The organism is Bacillus cereus group sp. BceL062, from assembly GCF_051780025.1.
Taxonomy (GTDB): domain Bacteria; phylum Bacillota; class Bacilli; order Bacillales; family Bacillaceae_G; genus Bacillus_A; species Bacillus_A toyonensis.
Genome location: NZ_JBPWGY010000009.1, coordinates 188,226 through 204,478, shown reverse-complemented (window position 1 = coordinate 204,478; position 16,253 = coordinate 188,226). Strand labels below are relative to the sequence as shown.

The window sequence follows — 16,253 nt, the reverse complement described above, 5'->3', positions numbered from 1 at the left end:
AAGGAGCCATGTGTATGGAAGAACGTTTCTTTCTGTACGACGATACTGTCGCTACAAAAACTCGTTTCGTTAGCTTTATGGGAGAAAATGAGCGTCATGATTTAGCGCTTTTATACTCCGATCGTCATTACGGTAAAACAATTGTCCTTGATATGCAGAGCAATAAATTTGCAATCATCGGTCCTGACGATTTAAACGAACCAGGCTACTTAGAGCACGCATTTTCTATGACTGAAGAAATTGCAGAAGAATTACGCTCATTTTTATTTGAACTTATATAACTTATCTCAAACACCAGCTATTTTAGCTGGTGTTTTTTCGTTGTAAGAGTTTTGAATTTTCACTCTTCTATGTTATAATTAAGAATAAATCTATTTGGATAGAAAGGACGTTATCTACGTATGCCAACATTTACTTTGTAATGGACCAGCAATTGGATAGCATTACTCTCAAAAAAGCACTGTGCTTTTTTCAAGGGAGTAGTCTGCCCATTCCCATTACAAAGGAACGTAACGCATCTGTAGTATGATGTTTACGGAGGTTCCTCTTTGGGGAACCTCCTTTTATTTTTGTCTACTTCTCATGTCTTCATACTACAAGACATCCAAATAGCTGTATTACGTTCCTTTACCACTACTATAAGAGGTGAAGGAAAATGCAGAAAGTACAACTTTCTTGGAGTTTATATGAAAATCAGCAAAACACAATCGAAAAATATTGTAAAAATTGCGGACGTAATACCCTATTTACTGATACGAATATTCGCAGGCATAACGCCAATGGAAAAAACATATACCGCTTTGCCATTTATAAATGCCCGAACGATCATACGTGGAATCAAAAACTGCGCATTTATAAATCATTTGCTGATCATGTGGAAACAATCGATATGATTCAGCAAGACCAAACAGAAACAACTACTACCATTTCTATGACACAACATAAAGAAAGTGGCATAGTTGAAATCACGATTGTATTAGACATCGTTTTTGGCTCCCACCGAATTGATAAAGTGTTATCCACATATATTTCAGATTGGAGCCGTACTACCATTGTGGATAAAATTAAAAGTGGGGATATTCAATTGAACGGACAACAAATGAAACCAAATAAACAACTCTCTGAAGGCGATTATATTTCAATTTGTTTATAAGGAGGTGCCTCATGCTAAACGTGAGAAAAGGTACGATGGATTTATTAGAAGGATTAGATGGAATGTATACAGAATGTAAAAAAGCGCTATTACAAAATCAAATTTACCAATGGGATGATTCTTATCCAGCTCGAGAACATATTTCCTATCACTTAGAACAAGATGAACTCTATTGCTTGTTTGAGGATGATTCACTCGTTGGTGCTGTCGTGTTAAACGAGTGGCAGTCTCCCGAATATAAACGAATTGATTGGTCAGAAACAGACGGACGCTTTCTTATCGTCCACTCTTTCGTTATCCATCCTCTCTCGCAAGGAAAAGGGTATAGTAAAGTACTTTTATCTTTTTGGGAAAGTGAAGCAAGACGGGAAGGTTACAAAGGCATACGCCTAGATTGCTTTACTCGCAATCCGGTTTCATTAAGTCTATATGAAAAAAACGATTATATTTGCCGAGGTGCTGTTTATTTTGAAAGTAAACAGCCTCCTCACAACTGGTATAATTGCTATGAAAAAATCCTCTTACAATCGTAAGAGGATTTTTTTATTTCTTCACTTTTCGTAATACGAAGTGTGCACAACCGAAGTTACAGTACTCGTATAAATACTCTGATAAAGTACTAATTTTCGTATCATATGTCGCACGTTGGTTACTATCATCAAAGAATCCGCGCAATCTAAGTTGCTCATATCCCCAGTCTCCAACGATATAATCATATTTATTTAAAATTTCTGCATAGCGCTCTTTAAATGCTTCTTCACTAAAACCGTCACGAAAGTTTTTAATTACTTCGTACTGAACATTATTAATGCTCACCGTAGCATGAATTTCTTGCTTTTGCTCCATCATTAACTTCCTCTCTAAGCATTCTTCTTTTTATCGTATCACAAAGCATAACAACCAACAATTTCAAATACAAAAAATTGCAAATTAGTACATGCTATGGAGAAGGAGGTGATACATCGTGAAAAAACAAATTTTACTTTCCCTTCTCACTCTTTCCCTATTTGCAGGCTGCCAATCAACGAATAAAGCCGAAATGGAACGTGAGGAAGGAAGCCGTGTTCTTGTTTCCAACAAAAACGACATGTATCATACGGAAAATACAAATACACGATTAACGAGAGTCGGTTATTCATCTAAACAAAAGCATGAAGTATCTAACAAACAAGTAGGAGCCATTAACCGTGAAAAAGTTGCTGAAATGATTACAAGCATGACGGTCAAACTTCCTGACGTTACAAACGCTGCTACGCTCGTTACCGATGATGAAGTATTTGTTGTATACCGTGCAAACACAACGGATCCGAAACTCGTAGCGGATCAAGTATATAAAGCTGCTTTGTCCATCGTTCCTCGCTATTATAAAGCATATGTATCGACAGACCAAAAGTTGATTTCTCAAATTCAAGGACTGCAATCTGGTGCATTAAATGATACAGAATATACGCAAAGCCTCGATATGTTAAAACGGGAAATGAGTAAAAATCCTCATTTGAACAACACAGGGGATCAGACTTTAAATGATATGATTAAAAAGTAAAACAGGTGGAGAAAACCTCCACCTGTTTTACTTTTTATTTTTTATTACGATCCGCATAAACCTCCATCGCATCACACATAAACTGTGCTAACCCTTCGCCAAACTTATCAATATTTTTCGTGAAGCGCTCATCAGCGACGTACATTTGACCGAGTCCCTTGAAGGCTTCTAATGAATATTCACCAAAGTTTTGCAAGTAATCATACCATACTTTAATAGCTTCTTGTGCCTCTTTAGAATCAGGTGCACCATGTCTAAGCGCCGCTAAATTTCTGTAAATAGTATTAAACTCTTCCTGATTCTCTTTTGACATACCTTTTGCATATTCGTTCGCTTTATCTACAGCTGTATCTCCCCATCTTTCACGCGCTTCTTCTTCATATGGGTTATGGCTAAAATCAAATCCTTCAAATTTCTCTTTGTTCGTCATTTCAATCTCTCCTTTTGTATGCTGAATTGTTTTATCAATCGTCGCAATCACCTTATCTAACCTCGCACGTTTTTCAAGAAGCATTTTCTTATGAAGCTGTAATGCTTCTTCGCGATCAAATGACGGACTCATGATAATTTCTTTAATTTTCTTCAAAGGGAAGCCTAGCTCTTTAAAAAATAAAATTTGCTGCAGTGTCTCTAAATTTTCGTCAGAATACAGACGATATCCAGATTCTGTCGTCTCGTCTGGGGTTAACAACCCAATTTCATCGTAATGATGCAGTGTGCGCACACTAATTCCAACTAAATCAGCTACTTCTTTTACTCTCATTGTCATTTGTATCTCCCCCTTAATACATACGATAAAGTATGACGCTACGTTAGAGTCAATAAGTAAATTCATTTTATCCCTCTATTTGCGAGCAGTAATACCCTCACCTCAAAATTCGGGGAATAGACAACACTCCCATTGATTAAAGTTTCAATTTATCTCTAAAAGTTTCATCTCTCCCATATTTCATGCATAATAGATATGTACATATATTAGAAAGCGGTGAAAGTATGGTTTCAAATACTGTAATTGCCAGCATCATTATGCAACTCGTTGTTTCGGTTCTGGTCCCAATTATTGTACTCGTTTATTTCCGTAAAAAATATAATATTAATTGGAAAGTGGTCGGAGTTGGTGTTCTTATCTTTATCGGATTTACCCAAATTCTCGAAACACCATTTCACCTATTTATGCGCGGTAATCCAGCAATCGCTCCATTTTTAGAAAATCCATTCGTCTTCGCACTTTATGGCGGGCTAACTGCTGGTATTTTTGAAGAATTAGGACGCTTCGTTGCCTTCTTCTTCCTACTAAAAAAATATCTAGAATATAAAGATGGCTTTGCTTACGGAATTGGTCACGGCGGGATAGAATCTATTTTAGTTGGCGGATTCTCTGCATTGCAAACTCTCATATTCGCAAATGCTATTAACGATGGTAGCTTCGCTCAAATGGCAGAAAAACTACCTCAATTAAATCTTGTAAAGGACATGTTAATCGAGCAGCCTGCCTATTTTTACTTCCTTGGTAGCGTAGAAAGAATTATGGCACTCGTATTGCAAATTGCCTTTACAATGCTTGTTTTATACGCAGTAAAACAAAAGAAGTACATCTTCCTTGTATATGCTATATTATTCCACGCATTTGTAGACTTTTTCGCAGCACTTTACCAAACAAAAACGATCAACATCTTTGCTGCAGAAGGGATTACTCTTCTACTAACAATTTGTGCTCTCGTTGTGATTCGCAAAATGAAAGTGAAATTAATGAGTGTGTCGGAGTAAAAAATAACCCACCAGTTGGTGGGTTATTTTTTACCCCGCACTAACGGGCAGTAGGACTCTCACCTCAAAGTTCGGCAAATGCAGAGAAGTTAGGCGAGAGATCAACTGCCCGATTGGTTCAACTAATAATCAGTGGACAAATCCCCCACTGATTAAAGTTTCACTTTATAAGGATTATCACAATGATGATAACTTTTGCCCTCTTGCAGCTCCCTCTTTGTTTCTGCATCTATAACGATATACTTATGAAACTCTTCTACTTCATTTTGAGTAAAAGAAGCAAAGAAGTACACTTGGCGATCAGGGTGAACAAAAAAATCTTGAAGCACCACTCTACTTCGACAACCGACAGCTGTTTTTTGTAGGAAAGAAAATTCTTCATCAGGCACTTCTTTAAATGAGATTTTTTTACGAACACTATATGCTACATTTTTGTATTCTTTATAAATTTTCTTATCTAACTGTTTATAAAACACATCCTCACTCACAAATGGCTTATTTCGATTGCTTGGATAATCTAACTTTTCATTGGATTCTGCATATGTTGTGGATAATTGCATAAGAAAACAAATAATGAATACAATGCACATCATTTTTTCATAGTGACACCTCAATTTTTTTTATCCACATTACTTTTCCACATACTTAAATCGCTAGTCCGTTTCCAAGAAAAAGGAATTTTTTCCACATTTGTCGAAGTATATAGCGTCAACTTGAAAGATGGGGATGAATTATGAATAAAATTATTGTAATACGACATTGTTCCGCAACTGGACAAAAACGTGATGCCGAATTAACGACTGCCGGAAAAAATCAAGCTAATATCCTTGCTACATTCCTTTTAGAAAATCAGCTACAAATAGATCATATTATTTCGAGCCCATTTGTCCGAGCTATCGATTCTATTCGGCCCTATGCGCTCCAAGCTAACCTATCTATCGAAGAGGATGAACGATTAGCTGAACGTATATTAAGCAACGTTCCGATGGATGATTGGATGCCAAAACTAGAATCTACTTTTACAAACATAGATATTGCCTTTTCAGGCGGAGAGTCAACAAAACAAGCGACGGACCGCGCTATATCGCTTATCCAAGACGTTTTAAAATTAAACCATACTACAACACTACTCGTTACACATGGAAACTTACTTACACTCATTTTAAAGCACTTTGATCATACGATCGGCTTTAATGAATGGAGAACTTTAACGAATCCTGATGTTTACGAAATTACAATTGGTGAACAAAGTATCATAAAGCGATTATGGGAAGCATCGTCCAAGTAGTATCCCTTTCCAAAACACTCAGTTGACGCCACGAGAAGAGACTGTATTAACAATAGAGAGGGGTATCATTCCATATGTATGAAGATGTACTTTCTTTACTACATAAAACAAATATTTCTTATGAAAAGTTTGAACACGAGCCAGTGCTTGATTATGAGACAGATCGTATCGTGCGTGAAAGACTCGGTTTGCAAGGTACTCCAAGTAAAAGCTTATTTTTAAAATCAAAATCCGGAGATTATTTCGTATTTTTTACGTTAGAGGGTACTCGGCTCGACCGAGGAGAAATGAAAGAAATAACAGGAGAAAGCTTATCACTTTGCTCTCCACATGAGTTACGAGAAAAAACTGGTTGCACCCCTGGCTGTGTAGCTCCTTTCGGTTATTCACAAGATGTAACGATTATTGTGGATAGTTCCATTTATACGTACGATAAAATTTTGATTACACCTGGTGTACCCGAATTTACAATTGAATTATCCACAGAGGAATTAAAAAAAATTGTATTCACATGCCCAAATACTGTTTTAGAGTACAAACAAAAAGAGAGCTAATGGTTAGCTCTCTTTTTTCATTATTTGGCTTCTGCTGTTTTTTCTTTTGCAGAACGTACTTGCTCGTCCGCATGATAAGAAGAACGTACAAGTGGACCAGCTTCACAGTGGCTAAATCCTTTGCTAAGTGCAATTTCTTTAAGCTCTGCAAATTCTGCTGGTGGGTAATATTTAAGAACTGGTAAATGCTTCTTAGATGGTTGTAGATATTGCCCAAGAGTTAAAATATCCACATTGTTTGCACGTAAGTCATCCATTGCTTCAATTAAATCTTCTCTCGTTTCACCTAAGCCCACCATAATGCTCGATTTAGTTGGAATATCAGGCTGCATTTCTTTCGCTCGACGTAAAAACTCTAATGAACGTTCATATTTTGCTCTAGCGCGAACTCGGTCAGATAATCGACGTACTGTTTCAATGTTATGGTTTAAAATATCTGGTTTTGCATCCATTAACATTTTTAAGTTTTCTTCTACTCCACCCATATCAGATGGTAATACTTCGATAGACGTGAATGGGTTTTTACGACGTACTGCGCGTACTGTTTCAGCAAAAACAGCTGCTCCCCCGTCCTTTAAATCATCACGTGCAACCGCTGTTATAACGACGTGCTTTAAGCCCATTTGTACTACTGAATCTGCTACGCGTTCTGGTTCTTGTAAATCAAGCTCCGTTGGTAAGCCTGTTTTAACCGCACAAAAACGACAAGCACGTGTACAAACCGCACCTAAAATCATAAATGTTGCTGTTTTTCTTACAGCCCAGCATTCATGAATATTCGGACATTTTGCCTCTTCACAAACGGTATGAAGATTTTTAGAACGCATCATTTTCTTTAAGCCTGTATAGTTTTCATTCGTGTTTAACTTAATTTTCAACCATTCGGGCTTGCGCTTATATTCTGTTTGTTTTGTCATGGTTATCAACTCCGCACAATATGAAATAGTTTACCGTGTTCGCTTCTTTCAATGTAACATATCTATTCTAACGTATGAAAGCGATTTGCTCAAATGAAGATTCTAAGATTTTTTCCAATCGTTCCCTATAATGAAATACTCCGTATATCCCACACTAAAAAGAGTGATGTTGTGAAAGGAGTCTATTTCATGCTTCGAAAAATTTCTCTTTTGCTTTCTATTTGTTTTCTTCTCCACCAAAACATCGCTTACGGTGAAGATAATCAGCAAAGCATATACGAAAAGCGCATGGCACTATATAAAGAAACCGAGCAGTCTTCAGGCATTCCATGGTATTACTTAGCTGCAATGGATCAATATGAAAGAAATATACGGAGCGTAAGAAAAGATATTCCGAAAAAACCAGATGCCATCATTTCCCTTTATTTCAAACCAGAAATATGGGCTGGACCTATTAATAGTAACGATACTCTCCCCCATACAATTTCTCTATTTGGCGGAATAGGTTTAGATGGTGACAAAGATGGATTTGCAAATGCAAATAGCGACCGTGATCTTCTGCATACCGCAGCGACTATTTTAAGGAAACAAGGAACGTCAGAAGACCGTATTAAAATTATGCTCTGGGAATATTATAGACGTGCAAAAACAGTTGATTTAATTAGTGAATACGCCCAAATTTATAAACATTATGGACGTATTAATTTAGAAGGAAATGCTTTTCCTCTTCCGATTCGTAGTGACCATAGCTATCGGAGTACTTTCGGCGCTGGAAGAAGTTTTGGCGGCAGAAGGATTCATGAAGGAACCGATATTTTTGCCGGATATGGCGTGCCAGTAAAATCGACTTGCTATGGCATTATTGAAACGAAAGGTTGGAACCGCCTTGGTGGATGGCGCATTGGTATTCGCGACCTTCATAACAATTACCATTATTACGCTCATTTAGGCGGGTTCTCAAAAGAAATACAGCTTGGACAAATTGTTGAGCCAGGAAAAGTAATCGGATTTGTTGGTAGCACCGGTTATGGACCTCCTGGTACAGCCGGAAAATTTCCGCCCCACTTACATTTTGGCATGTATAAAGACAATGGCTATACAGAATGGGCATTCGATCCATACATGCATTTAAGCTTGTGGGAACGCAAAGAACGAGCAAATACAAAACGATAACCGTAGCAGATTGCTACGGTTATTTTTTATCCCGCTATTTGTCCGGCAGTAAGACCCCTACCTCAAAATTCAGCGAAAGCAAGGGAGTTCGGTCGGTTGGGGATCAACTGCCCGTAAAAGCCCCCCACTGATTAAAGTTTCACTTTATATTCGCTAACTATCCGTTTTCTTTTTATCCGGTACAACAACGCCACCACTTCCATAATAAGTAGGCACTTCTCCTTGAACAATGCGCGTTGCAATCGGAACATCTTGTTTCACTTTTATTTCTTTCGTATGAAATGGAATAATCACTTGCAACGTTACTTCCATCTCCATAACAATTTGAATCGCTGTATTATTAATCCCATGCGGCTCAATTTTTTGTTTAATATCCGTGTTTACATGACCGATTGTCGTGAAATCAATCGGAATATCTGGCCCCATATTTCCGAAAAGCACATTATCCGTTACACGACCAAAAGGAACTGCCATAGTCGCCCCGTTTTTTTCAGAAATACCTAGCTCCTTCAAATTCCCTTGTTCTACTTGCTGTAAATATTTTTCTATGTATGTGGTCGTTGATGTTACGATTTCATTTACTTGCTTTGTATTTAAATTAATTGTAGATACTCTTCCGTTCCGATCCGTTTGTACTTTCATTAATGAATCGACGTCGAATCCTTCATTAATTCTATCCTTTACCGCCTTCGTCATGACTGCTGTCGCCATTTTATGCGTCTCTACTTCCCCATATTTCATTAACGTTGGCTGAATGCTGTTATTCACAATCCATAATCCTTGCATTAGTAATATCACAAAAAGAATAAACGACATAAGCAGTATGTACCGAAAGGAAATAGGTCCCCTTCGAAACCGCGAATTTTTCGAACGAAATATGCTCATAAAAAAACCTCCTTCTTATATCATTTCTATGCAAGAAGGAGGGACGATATATGCTTATCTCATTTTTAATAACGCTTCTTTTCCAATCGTTCCTACTGGAATACCTAACGCTTCCGCTCCAGTCGTTACGGATTCTAACGGTGCTTCAAGAAGTTGTTCAATCGTTCTTACACCAACCGCACGGCCAGCAATAATTCCCCGATCACCTAACTTCTCATTTAAAAGACCTACATCTAATGCACCACACATAATATATCCTTTATCGCTCATTACAGCTAGCAAATTTGTCTTTGGAAGTTTTACACTAACCGCAATAAACGTATAATTATCGATTATAATAGGCTCTACATTAACCATAGTTCACACTCCTCTCTTTCTTATCTGTATGACAAGAGAAAAATGAGTGTTACAAGTTAACTAGCCTATAGTTTGACGGAAGATGTATGAGTTATTAACATGTCTGTTAACACATCTCTAAGTAGTTCTGGCATATAATATTGTTTGTCAGAAAGTGTGGATAGCTCTGGGTATAAGTAGCCGAATGTAAACATATCAATCGTTCCTACCGTATATATACGATCTAACTCTAGCGATTCTCCGTTAATTAATACATCTTCCAGTAAAAGTTTATTGCCTGGAATCGTATCTGGAATGACTTCTACACCAGCGTAAATCATTTTCCCCATCACTTTTCCTCGAAATCCGAATCCTTTCACCTCAAGATTCTCCATATTCGGGCGGCGTGCTTTCAAGATCACTTCTCTTAATGTCTTTCCTGACACTTTCAACGCACATGGATTAATTGGATGTGGACAAATTCTGTGAATATCTCCGCGCGTCACAACACCTTCTTCTAATCCCTCAAGAAGTACACCAGCGTTCACCATTCCAATCTCTGCACCGCACCACGTTTTCAGCGCATTTGCTAACATGTGCGAAAATGATGTCTCATGAAACCAATCAACTGGTAATGATTCCTTTAAATGAACGACAGGCTCTGCCATGATATGCTTACTTTCTTCCTGCAGCATTTCAATTGTGGATAACGGTTTACTATAAGCACCTAACCGCTCTGTCTTAATCGCTCTACCGTCCTTCTTCAACAGTCTCTTCGTCTCTTTATCCACAGTAAGCTGCACGTGCCCAACGTAACGGCCCCACTTTTCACAACAACAAAGTAAAGTATTATTCATAAGAACACCGCGCTCAAATAAATGATGCGTATGTGCACCTAAAATAACATCTATATCATAATGCTCCGCCATATACTCATCCATGCTTTTTCCAAGGTGAGATAGGACAACTTTAATATGCGCCTCATCTTTCACTTCTTCTAAAATGGATTCTAAATGCTCAATTGGATCTTCAATCTGCCAGTCTAACATTTGATAAAACTCGGGATATGCTACCGTTAATCCAATAAAAGCAATCGTAATTCCATCTGTCGTTGTATGTAATTTATAAGGCTTTGCCCATGCTGGACGTGTACCTTCTTTTTCAAATAAATTCGCGACGAGCACCTCAAATCCAGCATCATCATATAGACGATTCAAATGCTCCTTCGCTAACGTAATTCCTTCATTATTTCCAATCGTTACATAATCATATAACGCCTCATTTAAAAGCTTCGTATTTCCAAGCCCATTTGTCGCTTCCGAAATACTATGAAAACGATCCACATGATCGCCAATATCCACAGTATAAACAGTCTCTCCCGCTTCCTGTCTTCGCTTTTTCTCCCCTTGTACAAACCGAGAAATTTGCGGCCAATTTTCAAAATGACTATGTATATCGTTTGTATGATAAAGGTGGATGATTGTTTCTTTATTTATATTCAGAGAAAAAACCTCCTCTCAATTCCTTACTGCCATTTACGCTATACGTACGCAATAATCCTGTAAATACTTTTCGTCTTTTCTTGCTATTTTACATTGTACTCGCATTATGAGAAAAAGCAAAAGATTGTCCTTTTAATATGGAAACTTTTGTTTTTTCTAGTTGGTGTTAAAGGATTTTAGATGGTGAAGTGGGGGATTGGTCAAAAAGTTTAATAGAGAATTCAGTGGGTGGTTGGTCAAGTGGATTTGTCAGTATCTTTGTCTTAAATCTAGTCGTTCTCTGTTCTTATAAAATGTTTGGGGTATGTGAGGTTTTTCTTTTGTCTTACTTTGTCGACAAATCGATATTCCTTGTCGAAACGTTGATATATTGAAATAATCGTTGATATATTCCCATTTATGATCGATATATTTGAAAAATCGTTGATATATTTAGCCGAACACCCACCCGGGTATCTCTTTCCCCATCTCCGATTGGTGAAGGCTTTTACGGGCAGCCCGCCCCCACCTAACTTCTTTGCTTCCACTGAATTTTGAGGTGGGGGTCTTACTGCCCGTTAATGCGGGATAAATAACAAATAAAAAAGCGCCCTGCACAGCAGGACGCTTTCTTCATACATATATTATCCAGTTCTAGCGGCTAGAATAAGCTGCTTCCACTTTTAAATATTATCCAGCTTCGCCTCCTAGACCCTCATGTCTAAGAACCTTAGCCAACGAGGCTGAACAGTCGGCTCCGCGTTTCTATTTAACCAATAGAACCTTCCATCTCAAACTTGATTAGGCGGTTCATTTCAACTGCGTATTCCATTGGAAGTTCGCGAGTGAATGGCTCGATGAAGCCCATTACGATCATTTCTGTAGCTTCTTGCTCAGAAATACCGCGGCTCATTAGGTAGAATAATTGTTCTTCTGATACTTTCGATACTTTCGCTTCGTGCTCAAGTGAAACGTAATCGTTTTTGATTTCGTTGTAAGGAATTGTATCAGATGTAGATTGGTTATCCATGATTAACGTGTCACACTCGATGTTAGAGCGAGAGTTTTTCGCTTTTGGTCCGAAGTGTACGATACCACGGTAAGTTACTTTACCACCATGCTTCGCAATCGATTTAGAAACGATTGTTGAAGAAGTGTTTGGTGCTAAGTGAATCATTTTCGCACCAGCATCTTGGTGTTGGCCTTTACCAGCAATCGCGATAGATAACGTTAAACCACGAGCGCCTTCGCCTTTTAAGATAACTGCTGGGTATTTCATCGTTAATTTAGATCCGATGTTACCGTCAATCCATTCCATCGTTGCGTTTTCTTCACAAACCGCACGTTTTGTAACTAGGTTGTATACGTTGTTCGCCCAGTTTTGGATTGTTGTATAACGGCAATATGCATCTTTCTTAATGATGATTTCTACTACCGCACTGTGAAGTGAGTTAGTCGTGTAAACAGGTGCTGTACAACCTTCTACGTAGTGTACGTGTGCGCCTTCGTCTACGATGATAAGCGTACGCTCGAATTGTCCCATATTTTCAGAGTTAATACGGAAATACGCTTGAAGTGGTGTATCAACTTTAATACCTTTTGGAACGTAGATGAATGATCCACCAGACCAAACTGCAGAGTTTAATGCAGAGAATTTGTTGTCTGTTGGTGGGATTACTTTTCCGAAATGCTCACGGAAAATATCTTCGTTCTCTTTTAATGCGCTATCTGTATCTTTGAAGACGATTCCTAGAGCTTCTAGGTCTTCTTTCATGTTGTGGTATACAACTTCAGATTCGTACTGTGCAGATACACCAGCTAAATATTTTTGCTCAGCTTCAGGAATACCTAATTTATCAAATGTCGCTTTAATTTCATCAGGTACTTCATCCCAAGACTTCTCAGATTTCTCAGATGGTTTTACGTAGTACGTAATTTCATCGAAATCTAAGTCATTTAAGTCGCCGCCCCATTGTGGCATTGGCATTTCATAGAACTTATCCAGTGATTTTAAACGGAAGTCTAACATCCACTGTGGTTCTTCTTTCATACGTGAAATCTCTTCAACGATTTCTTTTGTTAAACCGCGTCCAGCACGGAAAATCGAAACGTCTTTGTCTTTGAAACCATATTTGTAATCGCCGATATCTGGCAGTTGCTTCGCCATGTTGGTGTGTCCCTCCTTAGATAACCTCGTTTTTAGGAACCTTTAACATTACTTATCTTCGTTTAAGCCCTTTTCTAACGCTTTCCACGCTAATGTTGCACATTTAATACGTGCAGGGAACTTGCATACGCCTTGTAATGCTTCAATATCTCCTAAATCGATGCTGTCATCGTACTCTTTTCCTAGCATCATATCAGAGAAAATTTTAGAAAGCTGAAGTGCCTCTTCAATTTTCTTACCTTTTACTGCTTGTGTCATCATTGAAGCTGAAGACATTGAGATGGAACATCCTTCTCCTTCAAACTTCGCTTCTTGCACAATACCTTCTTCTACTTTCATCGTAAGTTGAATACGATCGCCGCAAGTTGGATTGTTCAAGTTAACGGTAACACTATCTTCTAACACGCCATGGTTACGAGGATTTTTGTAATGATCCATAATAACTTGACGATATAACGTATCTAAATTATTAAATGACATTTGTGAAATACTCCTTTGTCTTGATTAGCGATTCAACAAATGTATCAATTTCTTCTTTTGTATTATATAAATAGAAGCTCGCACGTGCTGTTGAAGAAGCTTTTAGCCACTTCATAAGCGGTTGTGCACAGTGATGTCCTGCGCGAACTGCAATGCCTTCCACATCTAATACTGTTGCTACATCGTGAGGATGTACGTCTTCAATATTAAATGTAACTAGGCCAGCGCGATGCTTTGGACCATAAATTGTAACGCCATCTACTTCTGATAGTCTTTCTAAAGCGTATTGCGCTAATTCATGTTCATGCTTTTCAATATTATGAAGACCGATTTCTTCTAGGAAATCAATTGCCGCACCAAGTCCGATTGCATTACCGATAATCGGTGTACCTGCTTCGAACTTCCACGGAAGCTCTTTCCACGTAGATTCTTGTAAGTCTACGAAATCAATCATTTCACCACCAAATTCAATTGGTTCCATATTGTTTAGCAATTCTTTCTTACCATATAATACGCCGACACCTGTTGGTCCGCACATCTTATGAGCAGATAATGCGTAGAAATCACAGTTTAAATCTTGTACATCCACTTTCATATGAGGTGCACTTTGTGCTCCATCAACGATCATGATTGCACCGTTTTCATGAGCGATTGCTCCGATTTCTTTTACAGGGTTAATCGTTCCAAGTACGTTTGACACGTGCATAATAGAAACGATTTTTGTATTCGGTGTAACAGTTTGACGAACATCTTCTAAAGAAATTGTACCGTCTAGTTGAAGCGGAAGGTATTTCAAAGTTGCGCCAGTTTTCTTCGCAACTTGTTGCCACGGAATGATGTTACTATGGTGTTCCATGTAAGAAATAACGATTTCATCGCCTTCTTTTACATTTTCAAGACCATAGCTAGCCGCTACTGTATTTAATGCTGTTGTCGTTCCGCGCGTGAAAATAATCTCTTCCATTGATTTCGCGTTAATAAACTTGCGAACTTTCTCACGTGCACCTTCATACGCGTCAGTAGCTTTCGTACCGAGCGTATGAACACCGCGATGCACGTTAGAATTATATTCTTTATAGTAACGTTCTAACGTTTCAATGACTTGAATTGGTTTTTGAGAAGTTGCTGCACTATCGAAATAAACAAGTTGTTTGCCGTTCACTTTTTGATCAAGAATTGGAAACTGTTTGCGTATTTCATGAATATTCATTAGCGAACTTTCCTTTCAATTACCTCAACAAGCTGTGCTTTTACTCCTTCAATTGGAAGCTCATTTACTACAGGTGCTAAGAATCCATGGATGACTAAACGTTCTGCTTCGCGTTTTGGAATACCACGGCTCATCAAGTAGTATAATTGGTACGGATCTACGCGCCCTACTGAAGCTGCGTGACCTGCCATTACATCATCTTCGTCAATTAAAAGAATTGGGTTTGCATCTCCGCGAGCTTTCTCGTCTAACATAAGAACGCGAGAAGATTGTTGTGCATTTGATTTAGATGCACCGTGTTCAATCTTACCAATTCCGTTAAAGATAGATGTTGCACTATCTTTTTGTACACCGTGTTTTAAAATCCAACCTTCAGAGTGTTTACCGAAGTGAACAACTTTAGTTGTAAAGTTTTGTGTTTGGTTACCACGGCCAATTGTTACTGTTTTCGTATCAGCATATGAACCGTCGCCCATTAAGTTCGTAACGTTCTCTGAGATTGTGTTTCCGTCATTCATAAGGCCTAGAGCCCAATCAATGCGGCCGTCGCGTCCTACAATGCCGCGGCGGTTAACGTAAGTTGTTACGTCTTTTGCTAATAAATCAACCGCACCGAATTTCACTTGTGCGCCTTGTTCCACGATTACTTCTGCTACGATATTTGCAATACCTTTAGCATTTTCATTTGCAACATAGTTTTCTACATAAGTTGCAGTACTGTTCGCATCAGCTACGAATAATACGTGGTTATATACGTTAGCTTCTTCGCCGTCTACTAAGAATACAGCTTGAAGTGGAGTTTCAAGAACAACGTTTTTCGGAACATATACGAATGCACCGCCGTTGATTAATGCAGCATGAAGTGCAGTTAGACGATGCTCGTCTACTTTCACGCCGTCTTTCATTAAATACTTTTGTAATAGTTCAGCATGCTCTGTTGCAGCTGTTACGATGTCTGTAAAAATAACACCTTTTTCTTTTGCTTCGTCTGCTAAAGAAACGAACGCAGTTGTACCAGTACGTTGTACTAATACGCTGTTATTTTCATCGATTAAGTTTTTCACTGCTTCTGGAAGCTCTGTTAAAGAACTTACAGGCTCTTGCTTAGCAGCGTCGCCTTTTCCGATAAAGTCCCATTTTTCAATTTTCGTTTTATCAGGCGTTGGCATTGGAAGTTCTGTTGCTTGTGCAAGAGCTTGTAAGCGGAACTCAGTCAACCAAGCAGCTTCGTTTACTTCGCTAGCGCGCTGACGGATTGTTTCTTGATCGAAAGGTAATGTACCGATTGTCATGTTTATG

19 protein-coding genes are annotated in these 16,253 nt (G+C 38.4%); 8 read left to right on the top strand and 11 right to left on the bottom strand.

Annotated features, from left to right (window positions below; genetic code table 11):
• Positions 1 to 14: 14 nt before the first annotated feature.
• The 3 genes from ACS2MN_RS21110 (at position 15) to ACS2MN_RS21100 (ending at position 1,686) form a co-directional block, all read left to right on the top strand.
• Entirely contained in the window at positions 15 to 281 is a 267-nt protein-coding gene (locus ACS2MN_RS21110; RefSeq protein ID WP_000392613.1) for a DUF3055 domain-containing protein, read from the top strand.
• Between the two features lie 374 nt (positions 282 to 655).
• On the top strand, positions 656 to 1,153 hold the full coding sequence (locus tag ACS2MN_RS21105) for a cytoplasmic protein (RefSeq protein WP_087949221.1): 498 nt from the start codon (positions 656 to 658) through the stop codon (positions 1,151 to 1,153).
• Positions 1,154 to 1,164: 11 nt separating this feature from the next.
• Positions 1,165 to 1,686 (top strand): GNAT family N-acetyltransferase, encoded by a 522-nt coding sequence (locus ACS2MN_RS21100; protein WP_000935788.1) that lies wholly within the window; start codon positions 1,165 to 1,167, stop codon positions 1,684 to 1,686.
• A gap of 10 nt (positions 1,687 to 1,696) precedes the next feature.
• Here the strand turns inward: ACS2MN_RS21100 and ACS2MN_RS21095 are convergent, their stop codons facing one another.
• Positions 1,697 to 1,999, bottom strand: coding sequence for a YutD family protein (locus ACS2MN_RS21095; RefSeq protein WP_000435941.1), 303 nt, complete (start codon positions 1,997 to 1,999; stop codon positions 1,697 to 1,699).
• A 118-nt stretch (positions 2,000 to 2,117) separates the two neighbouring features.
• Between ACS2MN_RS21095 and ACS2MN_RS21090 the strand changes: the two genes are divergently transcribed.
• Positions 2,118 to 2,696 (top strand): YhcN/YlaJ family sporulation lipoprotein, encoded by a 579-nt coding sequence (locus ACS2MN_RS21090; protein ID WP_000744138.1) that lies wholly within the window; start codon positions 2,118 to 2,120, stop codon positions 2,694 to 2,696.
• Positions 2,697 to 2,730: 34 nt separating this feature from the next.
• Here ACS2MN_RS21090 and ACS2MN_RS21085 read toward each other — a convergent pair whose 3' ends face one another.
• Positions 2,731 to 3,465 (bottom strand): MerR family transcriptional regulator, encoded by a 735-nt coding sequence (locus tag ACS2MN_RS21085; protein ID WP_000178763.1) that lies wholly within the window; start codon positions 3,463 to 3,465, stop codon positions 2,731 to 2,733.
• Positions 3,466 to 3,647: 182 nt separating this feature from the next.
• Between ACS2MN_RS21085 and ACS2MN_RS21080 the strand changes: the two genes are divergently transcribed.
• Positions 3,648 to 4,463, top strand: a complete 816-nt coding sequence (locus ACS2MN_RS21080; protein WP_015001083.1) for a YhfC family intramembrane metalloprotease — start codon at positions 3,648 to 3,650, stop codon at positions 4,461 to 4,463.
• A gap of 152 nt (positions 4,464 to 4,615) precedes the next feature.
• On the opposite strand, the gene ACS2MN_RS21075 is transcribed toward ACS2MN_RS21080, so the two are convergent.
• Positions 4,616 to 5,056 carry a hypothetical protein gene (locus tag ACS2MN_RS21075; protein ID WP_043322470.1) on the bottom strand — a complete coding sequence of 147 codons (441 nt, stop codon included), beginning with the start codon at positions 5,054 to 5,056 and terminating at the stop codon, positions 4,616 to 4,618.
• Between the two features lie 140 nt (positions 5,057 to 5,196).
• Between ACS2MN_RS21075 and ACS2MN_RS21070 the strand changes: the two genes are divergently transcribed.
• Complete coding sequence (locus ACS2MN_RS21070) at positions 5,197 to 5,751, top strand: histidine phosphatase family protein (RefSeq protein ID WP_001033548.1); 555 nt, start codon at positions 5,197 to 5,199, stop codon at positions 5,749 to 5,751.
• Between the two features lie 74 nt (positions 5,752 to 5,825).
• A complete protein-coding gene (locus tag ACS2MN_RS21065; RefSeq protein WP_000272757.1) occupies positions 5,826 to 6,305 on the top strand; it encodes a YbaK/EbsC family protein in 480 nt (159 codons plus the stop codon).
• 20 nt (positions 6,306 to 6,325) lie between these two features.
• On the opposite strand, the gene lipA is transcribed toward ACS2MN_RS21065, so the two are convergent.
• Positions 6,326 to 7,222, bottom strand: coding sequence for a lipoyl synthase (lipA, locus tag ACS2MN_RS21060; protein ID WP_000166372.1), 897 nt, complete (start codon positions 7,220 to 7,222; stop codon positions 6,326 to 6,328).
• A gap of 189 nt (positions 7,223 to 7,411) precedes the next feature.
• Here lipA and ACS2MN_RS21055 point away from each other — a divergent pair, with 189 nt between their 5' ends.
• Positions 7,412 to 8,395 carry a M23 family metallopeptidase gene (locus ACS2MN_RS21055; RefSeq protein WP_053514368.1) on the top strand — a complete coding sequence of 328 codons (984 nt, stop codon included), beginning with the start codon at positions 7,412 to 7,414 and terminating at the stop codon, positions 8,393 to 8,395.
• Positions 8,396 to 8,548: 153 nt separating this feature from the next.
• On the opposite strand, the gene yunB is transcribed toward ACS2MN_RS21055, so the two are convergent.
• The 7 genes from yunB to sufD all read right to left on the bottom strand — a co-directional run bounded on the left by yunB (position 8,549) and on the right by sufD (position 16,246).
• Positions 8,549 to 9,280, bottom strand: coding sequence for a sporulation protein YunB (gene yunB, locus ACS2MN_RS21050; RefSeq protein ID WP_043322472.1), 732 nt, complete (start codon positions 9,278 to 9,280; stop codon positions 8,549 to 8,551).
• Positions 9,281 to 9,334: 54 nt separating this feature from the next.
• Positions 9,335 to 9,637, bottom strand: coding sequence for a YunC family protein (locus ACS2MN_RS21045; protein WP_000248467.1), 303 nt, complete (start codon positions 9,635 to 9,637; stop codon positions 9,335 to 9,337).
• A gap of 65 nt (positions 9,638 to 9,702) precedes the next feature.
• Positions 9,703 to 11,094, bottom strand: a complete 1,392-nt coding sequence (locus ACS2MN_RS21040; RefSeq protein WP_087949225.1) for a bifunctional metallophosphatase/5'-nucleotidase — start codon at positions 11,092 to 11,094, stop codon at positions 9,703 to 9,705.
• A 772-nt stretch (positions 11,095 to 11,866) separates the two neighbouring features.
• Positions 11,867 to 13,264, bottom strand: coding sequence for a Fe-S cluster assembly protein SufB (gene sufB / locus ACS2MN_RS21035; RefSeq protein WP_001118824.1), 1,398 nt, complete (start codon positions 13,262 to 13,264; stop codon positions 11,867 to 11,869).
• Positions 13,265 to 13,312: 48 nt separating this feature from the next.
• Positions 13,313 to 13,744, bottom strand: coding sequence for a Fe-S cluster assembly sulfur transfer protein SufU (gene sufU, locus ACS2MN_RS21030; protein ID WP_000009523.1), 432 nt, complete (start codon positions 13,742 to 13,744; stop codon positions 13,313 to 13,315).
• A complete protein-coding gene (gene sufS / locus ACS2MN_RS21025) occupies positions 13,734 to 14,954 on the bottom strand; it encodes a cysteine desulfurase SufS (protein ID WP_001020759.1) in 1,221 nt (406 codons plus the stop codon). The genes sufU and sufS overlap by 11 nt, the downstream gene beginning before the upstream one ends.
• Positions 14,954 to 16,246 carry a Fe-S cluster assembly protein SufD gene (sufD, locus tag ACS2MN_RS21020; RefSeq protein WP_000152176.1) on the bottom strand — a complete coding sequence of 431 codons (1,293 nt, stop codon included), beginning with the start codon at positions 16,244 to 16,246 and terminating at the stop codon, positions 14,954 to 14,956. Before sufD ends, sufS begins: the two co-directional genes overlap by 1 nt.
• Positions 16,247 to 16,253 lie beyond the last annotated feature (7 nt).